Raw genomic sequence first — 12,827 nt, forward strand, 5'->3', positions numbered from 1 at the left:
CTCCGCAGGTCGCGTCGGCTCCCCTGCCGACGCGCCAATTTACCACCTCGATCGTGAAATCCATCACCGTCACGCCTCCCGCTCAGCTGGCCGGATCGCCCGGCCAGCGTGTTGGGCAGTCGCCGGCGGTGGCCGGCCTCAGTTCGTGGCCTCGTCCGGGCGCACCCGGAACCAGGCCGCATACAGCGCCGGCAGGAACACCAGGGTCAGCACCGTACCGACGATCAGCCCGCCCATGATCGAGATCGCCATCGAGCCGTAGAAGGCACTGCGCGACAGCGGGATCATCGCCAGCACCGCGGCCAGCGCGGTCAGCACGATCGGCCGGAAGCGGCGCACGGTGGCATCGATGATGGCGTGCCACCGGTCGTGGCCGGCGTCGATGTCCTGCTGGATCTGGTCGATCAGGATCACCGAGTTGCGCATGATCATGCCGGCCAGGGCAATCGTGCCCAGCATCGCCACGAAGCCAAACGGGGCCTGGAACAGCAGCAGGAACCAGGTCGCACCGATGATGCCCAGCGGTGCGGTGATGAACACCATCGCCGCCCGCGAGAAGCTGCGCAGCTGCACCATCAACAAGGTCGCCACCACCACCAGGAACAGCGGCATGCCAGCCTTGATCGAATCCTGGCCACGCGCTGAGTCTTCCACGGTGCCGCCGGTTTCCAGCAGGTAGCCGCTGGGCATGGCGTCGCGGATCTCCTCCAGGGTCGGCACGATCTGCTCGACCACGCCCACCGGCAGCATGCTGTCGCCGATATCGGCACGCACGGTGACGGTAGGCAAGCGGTCGCGGTGCCAGATGATGCCGTCTTCGAAGGCGTACTCCAGCTTGGCCACCTGCGACAGCGACACCGACTTGCCGCTGGCAGTCGGAATGGCCAGGCTGCCGAGCATGTCCAGGCGTGCGCGTTCGTCATCCGGGCCACGCAGCAGCATGCCGATCTGGCGGTTGCCTTCGCGGTAGGTGCTCACGCTCATGCCCGACAGCGAACTGGTCAGGAACTGCGCCAGCTGCGCGCTGCTCACGCCCAGTACGCGGGCGCGGTCCTGGTCCACCACCAAGCGCACCACCTTGCTCGGCTCGCTCCAGTTGAGGTTGACGTTGGTGGTATGCGGATTCTGCCGCACCTTCTCCGCCACCTGCGCAGCAATAGCCTGCACCCGCTCGATATGCTCACCGGAGATACGGAACTGCACCGGGTAGCCAACCGGCGGGCCGTTCTCCAGCCGGGTCACGCGCAGCTGCACGTCACCAAACTTCGGCACCACCTCTTTCAACAACCAATCACGCAGCTGTTCGCGTGCCTTGGTGTCTTCGGCCAGCACCACGTACTGGGCGAAATTGGTGGCCGGCAGCTGCTGGTCCAGGGGCAGGTAGAAACGCGGCGACCCGTTGCCGACGTAGCCAACGAAATTGGCCACGCCCTTGTGGCCCTTGATCAGCGCTTCGAACTTCTGCGCCTGCGCCTGGGTAGCGGTCAGCGAGGCGCCTTCGGCCAGTTCGATATCCACCATCAATTCCGGCCGGGTTGAATCCGGGAAGAACTGCTGCGGCACGAAGCGGAAGATCACCAGCGAGAACACGAACAGGCCGGCAGTGGCCAGGATCACCAGCCAGCGACGACGCAGGCAGATATCCAGGAAACCGCGGAAGCGCTGATAGAAGGCACTTTTGTACGGATCGTGGTCGTGCGCCAGTTCCTTGGGCTTGATCACGTTGGCCAGTGCCGGATTACGGTCGGCCCAGCGCAGGCGTATGGCGCGCCAACGGCCGGCGATGCTGCCCGGCTTGGGCGGCTGCGGGTTGTGCAGGTCCGGCAGCATCTTGTCGCCAAGATAGGGAATGAACAGCACCGCGGCGATCCACGACACCACCAGCGCGATCGTCACCACCTGGAACAGCGAACGCGTGTATTCACCGGTACTGGACGCCGCCGTGGCAATCGGCAGGAAGCCGGCCGCGGTGATCAAGGTACCGGTCAACATCGGGAAGGCGGTGGAAGTCCAGGCAAAGCTGGCCGCACGCAGGCGGTCATAGCCCTGCTCCATCTTGGTGGCCATCATCTCCACCGCGATGATCGCGTCATCGACCAGTAGACCCAGCGCCAGCACCAGGGCACCCAGCGAGATCTTGTGCAGGCCGATATCGAACTGATGCATGACGAAGAAGGTCATCGCCAGCACCAGCGGGATCGACACCGCCACCACCAGGCCGGTGCGCCAGCCCAGCGAGAAGAAGCTCACCAGCAGCACGATCACCACTGCTTCGGTCAGCACCTTGACGAACTCGCCCACCGATTCCTTCACCGCATGCGGCTGGTCGGAGACCTTGCGCAGCTGCATGCCGGCCGGCAGCGTCTTCTGCAGCTGCTCGAACTCGCTGTCCAGCGTCTTGCCCAGCTTGAGGATGTCGCCACCGCCCTTCATCGCCACCGCAATGCCGATGGCGTCCTCGCCCATGAAGCGCATCTTGGCCGAGGCCGGGTCGGCGAAGCCACGCTTCACCTCGGCGATATCGCCCAGGCGCACGGTGCGTTCACCGGCCTGGATCGGGAAGTTGCGGATGTCCTCGACCGAGGTGAACTGGCCGGTCACGCGCAACTGCACGCGATCGGTCGGGGTCTCGAACCAGCTGGCCGGGGCAATCGCATTCTGCTGCGCCAGCGCCTGCTGCACCTGCTGCATCGACACGCCCAGCGTGGCCAGCTTGGTGTTGGACAGCTGGATCCACACCTTCTCGTCCTGCAGGCCGATCAGTTCCACCTTGCCCACGTCATCCACGCGCTGCAGCTGCAGCTGGATGCGGTCGGCGTAGTCGCGCATCAAGGCATAGTCGAAGCCCTTGCCGGTCAACGCATAGATATTGCCGAAGGTGTCGCCGAACTCGTCGTTGAAGAACGGCCCGATCACCTCGGCCGGCAACTGCGAGTGGATGTCGCCAACCTTCTTGCGTACCTGGTAGAACAACTCGGGCACGTCCTTGGACGGCATCGAGTCGCGCGCCATGAAGATCACCTGCGACTCACCCGGGCGCGAATAGGCCTGGATGAATTCGAATTCGCCGGTGTTCATCAACGCTTTTTCGATCGGCTCGGTGACCTGCTTGGAAACCTGCTCGGCGGTAGCGCCGGGCCACATGGTCTGCACCACCATCGCCTTGAAGGTGAACGGCGGATCTTCGGATTGGCCAAGGTGCTTGTACGACCAGGCACCGATGATCGCCATGGCGATCATCATGAACAACACCAGCGGGCGGTTACCGAGCGCCCATTCGGAGAGGTTGAAGCGTTTCACGCCTCACTCCCCTTTCTTTGCGGATGCAGCGGCAGGCGCAAGCACCGGCCGGTTGCTGCGATCCACGGCCGTCACCGGCTGGCCCTCGCGCAGTAGATGGCCGCCAGCGGCGACCACCCAGTCTTCAGCCTTCAAACCCGTCAGCACCGGCACGCTTTCCGCGCCGTAGGCACCCAGCGTCACCGCGCGCGCCTGCACCTTGCCATCGGCCGGGTTCACCACCCAGACGCTGGCCTGCTGCGGCTGCTTGCCAGCCTGCACCGCTGCCAGCGGCACGCTCATAACACCGTTCTTGCCGTGGGCGGCGAATACGCGCGCGCTCTGGCCCAGTTCAACGGCCTCCAGCGCATCGGCCGCCAGGCTAACCCGTGCAGCATAGGTACGCGCCTGCGGATCAGCAGCAGCAGCGATCTCGCGGATGCTGCCCGACAGCCGCTTGCCTTCCTGGTTCCACAGCTCGACCTCGACCGCCTGGCCAACGCTGAAATCACGGATGACGCTTTCCGGCAGTGCGATGGCAACTTCGCGCGCGCCATCAGCTGCCATCGTATAGATGGTCTGGCCGGCAGCGACCACCTGCCCGGCTTCGGCCTCGCGGGTAGCGATCATGCCGCCTTCCGGTGCATGCAGCTGGGCGTAGCCAGACTGGTTGCGGGCGACATCGAGATTGGCCCGCGCCGCATCGGCCTGGCCTTGGGCCGCTTTCAGCGCAGCGGTCTGCGCGTCCAGCGCCGACTGGCTGACCAACTGTTGGCTGGCCAGCGCCTGATAGCGCTTGTGCTCATCGCGGGCACGCACCAGGTCGGCTTCGGCGGCAGCAAACTGTGCCTGCGCCGCACGCGCCTGCAGGTTGTAGTCGGCTACATCGAGCTCGGCCAGCAACTGGCCCTTGTTCACCCGCTGGCCGGCATCGACCTCACGCCGCAGCAGCTTGCCGCCAACGCGGAACGACAGCGCGGTTTCCTCGCGGGCCCGTACTTCGCCGGGATAGGCACTGATTGCCATCCCGCCATTGCCGGAGGGGTGCTCCACCAGCACGGGCACGGCGGGTACAGCGGCGGTTTCGGGCTTGCCGCAGGCAACAAGCAAGGGCAAGAACAGGCAACAACCAATCCAGCGCAGGGTGTTCATAAGTAGGGTCGCGAACGCAAGGGGAGAGAGATGGCGGGGTTTCACCGCCATTACTAAACGCGTCGGTATAGTATAAATATCGAACCAGCTGGTCTAGTATTACCTGATGTCTCCGAAAAAACCCTCCCCAGCGTCGGCAGCAGCGGCGCCACGCAGCTCAGGTCCGGGTCGCCCCAAGGACCTTGGCAAGCGCGCGGCCATCCTGGACGCGGCCAAGGAGTTGTTCATCGAGCAGGGTTTCAACGGCGTCAGCATGGACGAAATCGCTGCCCGTGCCAGCGTCTCCAAGCTCACGGTCTACAGCCATTTCGGCGACAAGGACACCTTGTTCAGTGAGGCGATCCAGGCCAAGTGCGTGGAAATGATGCCCGACGAGCTGTTCATCACCGACAACGAGGCACCGCTGCACGGCCAGTTGCTCGGCATCGGCCATGCGTTTTTTGGCCTGATCAGCAGCGACGCGGCCATTGCCACCCAGCGCATGATGATGACCACGGATACCGACGACCATGTCCGCCAGATGTTCTGGCAGGCCGGCCCGGCGCGCACCGAAACCGCGCTGGCCGAGTTCCTCGGCGCCCGCGTCGTGCGTGGCCAGCTGGAAATCGATGACCTGGCCCTGGCCGCGCGTCAGTTCTTCTGCCTGATCAAGGGCGAGGTCCATACGCATATGATGTGTGGCCTGTGCGCTGCCCCGGATGAGCTCGATGCCGACGCCCATATCGCCGCCAGCGTTGATTTTTTCCTGCGGGCGTATGAACCGCGCCAGAAACCTGAATGAACCGGTGGTCCGAATGACTTCCGGCACTGCGTCGGGCGCCGCTGTCCCCGCAATGTTCAATCCGTACTTTGTGCCTGGTAACCGGTAAAATGGCCGGCCCACTGCGCTGGAATGATGAGCTTCCCATGACGATCGATTACTCCCACGTCCGCGAAATGATGGTTGAACAGCAGATCCGGCCCTGGGATGTGCTGGAGGTCCGCGTGCTGGACGTGCTGGCCCGCCTGCCGCGTGAAGCCTTCGTCGCCGAATCGCACCGCGCCCTGGCCTATGCCGACATCGAGCTGCCGCTGGGCCATGGCCAGAAGATGATGAAGCCGGTCATCGAAGGCCGTACCTTGCAGGCGCTGGATCTGCAGCCGACCGACGAAGTGCTGGAAATCGGCACCGGCAGCGGCTTCCTGAGCGCCTGCATGGGCGAACTGGCCCGCGAAGTGCTGAGCCTGGAAATCCAGCCGGAACTCGCCGAGCGTGCCCGCCAGAACCTGGACGCCGCCAAGCTGGGCAGCAATGTCCGCATTGAAGTGGCTGACGGCTTGAATTGGCAGAGCCAGCGTCAGTTCGACGCCATCTGCATCACCGGCGCGGTGGAAACCGTTCCGGCCGAACTGCTGAAGCTGCTGCGCACTGGCGGCCGCCTGTTTGCCATCCGCGGCGTCTCGCCGGTGATGGAAGCGGTGCTGGTCCAGGCCGACGGCACTGTCAATTCGCTGTTCGAAACCGATCTTGATTACCTGCAGGGCGCTGCGCCCGCACCGCAATTCCAACTCTGAAACCTTCCAAGGAAGCCGCAATGATCCGCCGATCCCTCACCCTTGCGCTGGCAGTCGCTCTCACTCCGCTGACTTCCCATGCCGCCGACCTGTTGCAGGTCTACGAAATGGCCCGCAACGGTGACACGCAGCTGGCTGCGGCCGAGTCCACCCGCCTGTTCGACAAGGAAGGCGCGGTACAGGCACGTGCCGCGTTGCTGCCGCAGATCGGCGGCGAGGCTTCCTTGAATCGCACCCGCACCAAGTACGACGACATCAGCGGCAGCTCCACCTCCAAGACCCGCAGCTACGGCATCAACGGCAGCCAGACCCTGTTCAACTGGAGCCAGTTCGCCAACCTGCGCGCGCAGCGCGACGTCAGCAAGGCCGCCGACTTCACCCTGGAATCGGCCAACGATGAGCTGGTCGTGCGCACCGCGACCACCTACTTCAACGTGCTGGTCGGCATTGAATCGCTGACCGCCGCCGAGACCAACGAAGCCGCTGCCAAGAAGCAGTTCGACTACGCCGACAAGCGTCTGGAAGTAGGTCTGGCGCCGATCACCGATATGCACGAAGCACGTGCCCAGTACGATCAGGCCCGCGCCGATACCATTCTTGCCCGCAATGCACTGGAAGACGCCTACCAGGCGTTGACCGAGCTGACCGGCCAGCCGGTACGCGATGTCCGCGGCCTGCCGGTCGACTTCCGTCCGGAACTGCCGGCCAACCGTGGCAACGTCGACCAGTTGGTCACCGATGCGGTCTCGCGCAACCCGGCGCTGAAGGCGCAGGAGCTGCAGGTCAGCGCCGCAGAGTCCAACGTCTCCTCCGCTCGTGGCGGCCACTACCCGACCCTGTCCCTGGGCGGCAGCTGGGGCAAGAGCGCCCGCTGGGGTGACAGCACCGGTAGCGGCACTGCTGTTCCGGATGCCACCACCAACTCGATCGGCCTGACCCTGAACGTGCCGATCTTCGCCGGTGGCGCCACCCAGTCCGGCGTACGCCAGGCGCTGGCCCGTCGTGACATCGCCCAGGACACCTTCGAACAGCAGAAGCGTGCCCTCGACCGCAATACCCGCAATGCCTACCAGGCACTGGTCGCCGGCATCAGCGAAGTGGAAGCACGTCGCCTGACCGTGGTCTCGGCACAGAGCGCCTACGACGCCTCGCAGGTCGGCCTGGAAGTCGGTACCCGCACCGTGCTGGACGTGGTGCAGAACCAGCGCACCTTGTTCCGTGCGCAGGTGGACTACGCGCAATCCCGTTACAACTTCCTGCTGGCCCGCCTGCAGTTGAGCCAGGCCATCGGCGATCTGGAAATCAACGAAGTCCAGGACATCAACCGCCTGCTGACGGTGGATGCCGCTGCCAAGCTGCAGCCGAGCAACGCACAGTAAACCTGCGCGGAAAGGTAATGCAGAAAGGCGGGCCTCGGCCCGCCTTTCTTGTTTCTGGAACATTGCCGGCGATCGCCTTCACCCGATCGGCATCGCTTCTCTTTCTTTTGTAGGAGCGGCGTAAGCCGCGAAGCACGCACAGCATCAGCCCGCATCAGCGCCAAGATCTCCAACACCGTCAGCTTCGCGGCTTACGCCGCTCCCACAGACAATCACTTCCATGGCTGCGGGTAAACCGCTACGACGCGGACGCACTCGGCGGCGGCAACTGCGGGGTGATCAATGCAACCGTGTGCTCAAGCGCGCCACGGCCATTGGCCACCAGTGCACGCCCCGCCTGCACCATGCGCTCGCGCTCGGTATCGTCCTGCAACAGGCGCGACACCGCTGCGCCAACCTCGGCCGCATCGGCGCAGATGCACAACGCACCGGCCTCATCCATACGCCTCGATATCTCGGCGAAGTTGTGCAGGTGCGGGCCGGTCACAGCTGCCGTACCCATCGCCGCTGGCTCCAGCAGATTGTGGCCACCGATGGCCTGCAGACTGCCGCCGACAAACGCGACCTGCGCGCAGGCATAGAACGCCATCAGCTCGCCAAGTGTGTCGATCACGAATACCTGTGCATCCGCGCCCGGCCATTGCTGCGCCTTGCGTGTCGCCACACGCCAGCCCGACTCTCGCGCCAACGCTTCCACTTTGGCGAAACGTTCGGGGTGACGCGGTGCCCACAGTAGCAAGGCATCCGGATGCTGCTTCAACAAGCGCGCATGGATCTCGATCACCGCCTGCTCTTCACCTTCGTGGGTACTGGCAGCGATCCATATTGGCCGCTTGGTCGCCACGTGCTGGTGGAATGCCTGCAGCAGCGCCGTCGGATCCGGCGGATGGATATCAAATTTCAGATTGCCCAAGGCCTGCACCTGTTCGGGCAATGCACCGAGCTCGATGAAACGTTCGGCGTCGGCCTGCGACTGTGCGGCGACGCAGGTGACCGTGCGCAGCGCACGCCCAACCAGCGCTTTCAGCACGCGATAGCCCTTCAAGGAACGCGCCGACAGGCGCGCGTTGAGGATATAGACCGGGATGTCACGGTCACGGCAACCAAACAACATGTTTGGCCACAGCTCGGTTTCCAGGATCAGCGCCAGGCTGGGCTGGAAGTGCTCGAGAAACCGGCTGACGCTGCCGGGCACGTCATACGGCAGATACACGTGATCCACCGCATCGCCCCACAGCGCGCGCACGCGCTGCGAACCGGTCGGGGTGATGGTGGTAATGATCCAGCGGATGTCCGGGCGCTGCGCGCGCAGTGCGTTGACCAGCGGCGCTGCCGCGTTGACCTCGCCCACCGACACCGCGTGCAACCACACCCGCGGCTGGCTGCCACTGTCCGGGTACGAGGCGTAACGCTCGTCCCAGCGCCGGAAATATTCGCGCACGCGAAACCCGCGCCACACCAGGTGATAGACGGTGATGGGCAGCAGCAGATAGAGCACGGCGGAATAAACGCCGCGCAGCAGTAGCTCGATCGGATCCTTACGCATCGCAGAAGGATACGGGAGAACGCCGGAATTGCGCGAGACGAAGACCCGCTTCGCCTCGTCCCCTCCCTTGCGCACAGCGCAGCGGAGGACCGAGGAGGGGTGCCGTTGCTTTTCGCCTTCGCCGACTCCGCACCGTCCCCACCTACTCCAGCAAACCCCATCCACGCCCGCCATCATCCCCGTGGCTTAGAATCAACACATGTCCGATTCACCCTCCACCGCCACCCGACCCTCGCTACTGCAGCCACGCCATTGGCCGACCTTTGCCTGGCTAGGCATTGCCTTCATCGCCGCGCGCCTGCCATGGACGCTGCAGCGTGCATTGGGGCGCGGCATCGGCTGGCTGGCCCTGCACCTGGCACGCAGCCGTCGTCGCGCCGCCGAGGTCAACCTCAAACTCTGCTTCCCGGAGCAGGACGAGGCCTGGCGGCAAAGCCTGCTGCGTGACAGCTTCGACGCGCTTGGCGTCGGTGTATTCGAATTCGCCCGCGCCTGGTGGGGCAGGATCGACGTGATCCGCCCGCAGGTGCAGTGGGAAGGCCTGGAACACCTCAAAGCGCTGCAGGCCGAGGGTCGCGGCGTGCTGTTGGTTTCCGGCCACTTCATGACCCTGGAAATGTGTGGCCGTCTGCTCTGCGATCACGTGCCGCTGGCCGGCATGTACCGCAAGTACCGCAACCCGGTGATGGAATGGGCGGTAAAGAGCGGCCGGCTCAACTATGCCAGCGCGATGTTCGCCAACGAGGACATCCGCGCCACCGTGCGCCATCTGAAGAAAGGCGGCTTCCTCTGGTACGCACCGGATCAGGACATGCGCGGCAAGGACTCGGTGTTCGTGCCCTTCTTTGGCATGCCCGCGTCCACCATCACCGCCACCCACCAGTTCGCACGGATGACAGGCTGTGCCGTGGTGCCCTACTTCCATCGCCGCGAAGGCAGCGGTTATGTGCTGAAGATCGCACCGCCCCTGCCCGACTTTCCCACCGATGATCCGGTTGCCGACACCGCCCAGGTCAACGCCGCCATCGAGCAGATGGTGCGCGAGGCACCGTCGCAGTACCTGTGGATCCATCGCCGCTTCAAGCGCCAGCCCGAAGGCCGCAGCCACTTCTACGACTGAGCCGGATCCCGGCTCAGCCGTCGCGCTGCGCTGGCTCGGCCAGCAAGGCACCGGCGTACAGCGCCGCCAGCAACACCGTCAGCCCGCCCCAGAAGGCGGAATAGAACGCCAGATGGGTATTGAGCGGGAACACCGTCACCGCCAGTGCCACCGCCGCCGGACGCGCCCGGGCACGCGCTTCCGGCCCGGCATAGATCCAGGCACGCAACGCCATCGCCGCGCCGGCAATCCACAGCAACAGGCCCAGTACGCCGGTTTCGGCAAGGATCTCCAGCACGATCTGGTGGGCATGCAAGGCCGGACCTTCGCCCCATACCGGCCCCTGCTGCGGGCTCTGGTTGCATGCCGGGTATGCATCGCGGAAACCGCGCGCACCTACCCCGTTGATTGGATGCTCGCGCACCATGCACAGCGCCGCCGACCAGATCTGGCTGCGCCCTGACAAGGCCTCATTGACCCCGTTTGCATCACCATTGAAGGCCATCGCAGTACGCGCAAAGCGCTCACGCACCTGCGCCGAGCCCACAACCAATGCGCCGATGCCGACAACGCCAGCCAACAGCACCAGCAGCAGCCACTTGGCGCCCAGTAAGCGCCGGCCGGAAATCAGCAGGACCAGCGCATAGGTGATCAGCGAGGCGCGCGAACCCGCAAGCACCAGCACCACCCCGACCGCGGCGGCGGCCAACAGCCACGCCCAGCGCCCCCAGCGGGCACCGACAGGGAACAGCAGGAATGGCGAGAGCGTGGCCAGCACCTGGCCGAATTTCAGATTGCATGGACCGAAGATGCCGGGCAGGCGATCAGCCGCGGCAACTTCCTCCAGCGAGCACAGGCCATGCCCGCTGCTCAACCATTTGAGCTGGTCCAAGCTCCAGAACAAGGGGCTGGTGCCGATCGCAGCCTGCAGCAGTGCATCCACTGTCCACAATCCGGTGATCACCGCCAAGCCGGTAAAGCTGGTGTGGCGGCGCTGCGGCGTAGCGACAGCTATCGCCACCAGCCACATGAAGGGCAGGTAGCGCAGTCCGCTGGCGACCTTGCCCCAGACCTTGCCCGGGTCGTCCGCACCCACTGCTGAGCCGAGCTGCGGCAGCCAGTACGCGCAGAACAGCACGCTGGTCAGTGCCAACGCGGGCACCCCCAACAGGCTCCGGATACCGCTGCCTTTCTTCAGCCGCAACAGCAGCAAACGCACGACGGTGAACAAGGCGCCCAGCACCAGCACCGACTCGGCGATACCGGGCAAGGGCAGGAACGCGACATAGGCGATCACCCAGATCGGCGCCCACCAGCCGGCCTGACGCGGCATCACTGCGTGGGAACGATCAGCCAGCGAGTTCTGCATAGACATCCAGGGTCGCACGTTGCATGGCCTGCAACGTATAGGGAATCCGTCGCGGAAGCGACGGCGGACTCTGCAACAAGTGCAGCACGCTGTGCGTCAGCTGCTGCATGTCACCACGCGCGACGGCGCCGGACGGCTGCAGCTGGCTGAGCAACTCGCCTACCCCGCCATGATTCCAGCCCACCACCGGTCGACCCACCGACAGCGCCTCCAGCACGGTGCGGCCAAACGCTTCCGGTTTATCCGACAGCTGCAGCACCAGATCGCTGGCTCCATAGGCCTCGGCGATGCCGGTGGTGGGTTCGCCCAGCACCACCTGATCGGCCACGCCCAGGGTCTGCGCCAACTGCTCCAGCTCGCGCACATAAGCCTCGCGGCCAGGTTCACGTACGCCCGGCATCCACAGCACGGCCGCTTGGCCTTGCCGATGCAGCCCGGCCAGCAGATGCAGCGCATGCGCATGGCCTTTGAGCCTGGTGCCGCGTCCGGGCAACAGCAGCAATGGCGCCGGCCCGGCGAGCGCTGGATGCAGCGCGGCCACCGCCAGACGCGGCCGACGGTCGCTGCGCTCCACGCGCGGGAACTGGGCGACATCCACGCCGCGCGGTATCACCCGCAGCGTGGCCGGGTCGGTCTCCCGGTAATGTTCAAGCAGGTAGTCACGCACGGTCTGCGATACGCAGATCACCCGCTCGCCACTGGCCATGATGCCGCTGTAGCGACCGGGCGAGTTCAGCCCGTGCATGGTGGTCATCCAGTGCGGACGCTGGCCCGCGGGCATGCCGCGCAAGGCATACCAGCCCAGCCAGGCCGGCAAGCGTGAACGTGCGTGCACGATGTCGGCGCCGGTTTCGCTGAACAAGCGTCGCAGCGATGCCACATGGCGCAGGGTCAGCAGCGATTTACGCCCGATGTCCAGGGTCAGATGCTCGGCACCGCTGTCCAGCAGTGGCTGTAGCAGGCGCCCGCCAGCGGACACGACAATAGCCCGATGGCCCGCGGACACCAGTGCAGCGGCAATTTCCAGGGTCGAACGCTCGACGCCGCCGGAATGCAGCGCCGGTAGCAACTGCACCACCGTCAAACGGCGCATCGGTCAGCGATCAGTCGGCCAGTACGAACACCGAACCGCAATACGGGCAGGCTGCCTCGCCATTGGGTTCGTTCTCGATCGGCAGGTAAACCCGCGGGTGCGAGTTCCACAGCGCCATTTCCGGCGTCGGGCAGCTCAGCGGCAGGTCAGCGCGATGCACGGTGTAACGCTTCTCGGCGTTGGCGGGCGCGGTGGCGGTATGGCTCATGGCGTCATTCAAGGAAAAAAACAGGTCGGGCCAATTCTAACAGCGCCGGGCGGGTGCGGCCGCCAGCAGGCAGTCCGGAGCGGCAAAAAGACCGCCCCGCCCCGCCTGAACTGGGCAGCTCGGTGTACGGGCCAAGCCCGGACCAAGC

10 protein-coding genes are annotated in these 12,827 nt (G+C 65.1%); 4 read left to right on the top strand and 6 right to left on the bottom strand.

The features are described from left to right. Window positions 1-138: 138 nt before the first annotated feature. Both Q5Z11_RS16345 and Q5Z11_RS16350 read right to left on the bottom strand, forming a co-directional pair. Complete coding sequence (locus tag Q5Z11_RS16345) at window positions 139-3,300, bottom strand: efflux RND transporter permease subunit (protein WP_303747366.1); 3,162 nt, start codon at window positions 3,298-3,300, stop codon at window positions 139-141. Between the two features lie 3 nt (window positions 3,301-3,303). Beyond that, entirely contained in the window at window positions 3,304-4,431 is a 1,128-nt protein-coding gene (locus Q5Z11_RS16350; RefSeq protein ID WP_303747367.1) for an efflux RND transporter periplasmic adaptor subunit, read from the bottom strand. 106 nt (window positions 4,432-4,537) lie between these two features. On the opposite strand from Q5Z11_RS16350, the gene Q5Z11_RS16355 reads away from it, so the two are divergent. The 3 genes from Q5Z11_RS16355 to Q5Z11_RS16365 all read left to right on the top strand — a co-directional run bounded on the left by Q5Z11_RS16355 (window position 4,538) and on the right by Q5Z11_RS16365 (window position 7,364). Then, window positions 4,538-5,212 carry a TetR/AcrR family transcriptional regulator gene (locus Q5Z11_RS16355; protein WP_303747368.1) on the top strand — a complete coding sequence of 225 codons (675 nt, stop codon included), beginning with the start codon at window positions 4,538-4,540 and terminating at the stop codon, window positions 5,210-5,212. Window positions 5,213-5,337: 125 nt separating this feature from the next. After that, window positions 5,338-5,985, top strand: coding sequence for a protein-L-isoaspartate O-methyltransferase family protein (locus tag Q5Z11_RS16360; protein WP_303747369.1), 648 nt, complete (start codon window positions 5,338-5,340; stop codon window positions 5,983-5,985). Between the two features lie 20 nt (window positions 5,986-6,005). Next, window positions 6,006-7,364 carry a TolC family outer membrane protein gene (locus Q5Z11_RS16365; protein ID WP_303747370.1) on the top strand — a complete coding sequence of 453 codons (1,359 nt, stop codon included), beginning with the start codon at window positions 6,006-6,008 and terminating at the stop codon, window positions 7,362-7,364. A gap of 238 nt (window positions 7,365-7,602) precedes the next feature. On the opposite strand, the gene waaA is transcribed toward Q5Z11_RS16365, so the two are convergent. Further along, the gene (waaA, locus tag Q5Z11_RS16370; protein ID WP_303747371.1) at window positions 7,603-8,910 is read right to left on the bottom strand and encodes a lipid IV(A) 3-deoxy-D-manno-octulosonic acid transferase; all 1,308 of its coding nucleotides are present in this window, start codon (window positions 8,908-8,910) and stop codon (window positions 7,603-7,605) included. Window positions 8,911-9,109: 199 nt separating this feature from the next. Here waaA and Q5Z11_RS16375 point away from each other — a divergent pair, with 199 nt between their 5' ends. Further along, complete coding sequence (locus tag Q5Z11_RS16375; RefSeq protein ID WP_303747372.1) at window positions 9,110-10,030, top strand: LpxL/LpxP family Kdo(2)-lipid IV(A) lauroyl/palmitoleoyl acyltransferase; 921 nt, start codon at window positions 9,110-9,112, stop codon at window positions 10,028-10,030. Between the two features lie 13 nt (window positions 10,031-10,043). Here the strand turns inward: Q5Z11_RS16375 and Q5Z11_RS16380 are convergent, their stop codons facing one another. The 3 genes from Q5Z11_RS16380 to Q5Z11_RS16390 are packed head-to-tail and all read right to left on the bottom strand — an operon-like array spanning window position 10,044 to window position 12,679. Beyond that, window positions 10,044-11,378, bottom strand: coding sequence for an O-antigen ligase family protein (locus tag Q5Z11_RS16380; RefSeq protein WP_303750072.1), 1,335 nt, complete (start codon window positions 11,376-11,378; stop codon window positions 10,044-10,046). Then, the gene (locus Q5Z11_RS16385) at window positions 11,359-12,471 is read right to left on the bottom strand and encodes a glycosyltransferase (RefSeq protein WP_303747373.1); all 1,113 of its coding nucleotides are present in this window, start codon (window positions 12,469-12,471) and stop codon (window positions 11,359-11,361) included. Before Q5Z11_RS16385 ends, Q5Z11_RS16380 begins: the two co-directional genes overlap by 20 nt. Window positions 12,472-12,481: 10 nt before the next feature. Next, on the bottom strand, window positions 12,482-12,679 hold the full coding sequence (locus Q5Z11_RS16390; protein WP_282267169.1) for a zinc-finger domain-containing protein: 198 nt from the start codon (window positions 12,677-12,679) through the stop codon (window positions 12,482-12,484). Window positions 12,680-12,827: the final 148 nt, after the last annotated feature.

It is taken from the genome of Stenotrophomonas sp. 610A2, from assembly GCF_030549615.1.
GTDB lineage: Bacteria > Pseudomonadota > Gammaproteobacteria > Xanthomonadales > Xanthomonadaceae > Stenotrophomonas > Stenotrophomonas pigmentata.

What these genes read in the sequence shown, in the direction of transcription:
- Q5Z11_RS16350 (WP_303747367.1), bottom strand. Translation starts at nt 4,431, where the DNA reads ATGAACACCCTGCGCTGGATTGGTTGTTGCCTGTTCTTGCCCTTGCTT.
- Q5Z11_RS16355 (WP_303747368.1), top strand. Translation starts at nt 4,538, where the DNA reads ATGTCTCCGAAAAAACCCTCCCCAGCGTCGGCAGCAGCGGCGCCACGC.
- Q5Z11_RS16360 (WP_303747369.1), top strand. Translation starts at nt 5,338, where the DNA reads ATGACGATCGATTACTCCCACGTCCGCGAAATGATGGTTGAACAGCAG.
- Q5Z11_RS16365 (WP_303747370.1), top strand. Translation starts at nt 6,006, where the DNA reads ATGATCCGCCGATCCCTCACCCTTGCGCTGGCAGTCGCTCTCACTCCG.
- waaA (WP_303747371.1), bottom strand. Translation starts at nt 8,910, where the DNA reads ATGCGTAAGGATCCGATCGAGCTACTGCTGCGCGGCGTTTATTCCGCC.
- Q5Z11_RS16375 (WP_303747372.1), top strand. Translation starts at nt 9,110, where the DNA reads ATGTCCGATTCACCCTCCACCGCCACCCGACCCTCGCTACTGCAGCCA.
- Q5Z11_RS16380 (WP_303750072.1), bottom strand. Translation starts at nt 11,378, where the DNA reads ATGCAGAACTCGCTGGCTGATCGTTCCCACGCAGTGATGCCGCGTCAG.
- Q5Z11_RS16385 (WP_303747373.1), bottom strand. Translation starts at nt 12,471, where the DNA reads ATGCGCCGTTTGACGGTGGTGCAGTTGCTACCGGCGCTGCATTCCGGC.
- Q5Z11_RS16390 (WP_282267169.1), bottom strand. Translation starts at nt 12,679, where the DNA reads ATGAGCCATACCGCCACCGCGCCCGCCAACGCCGAGAAGCGTTACACC.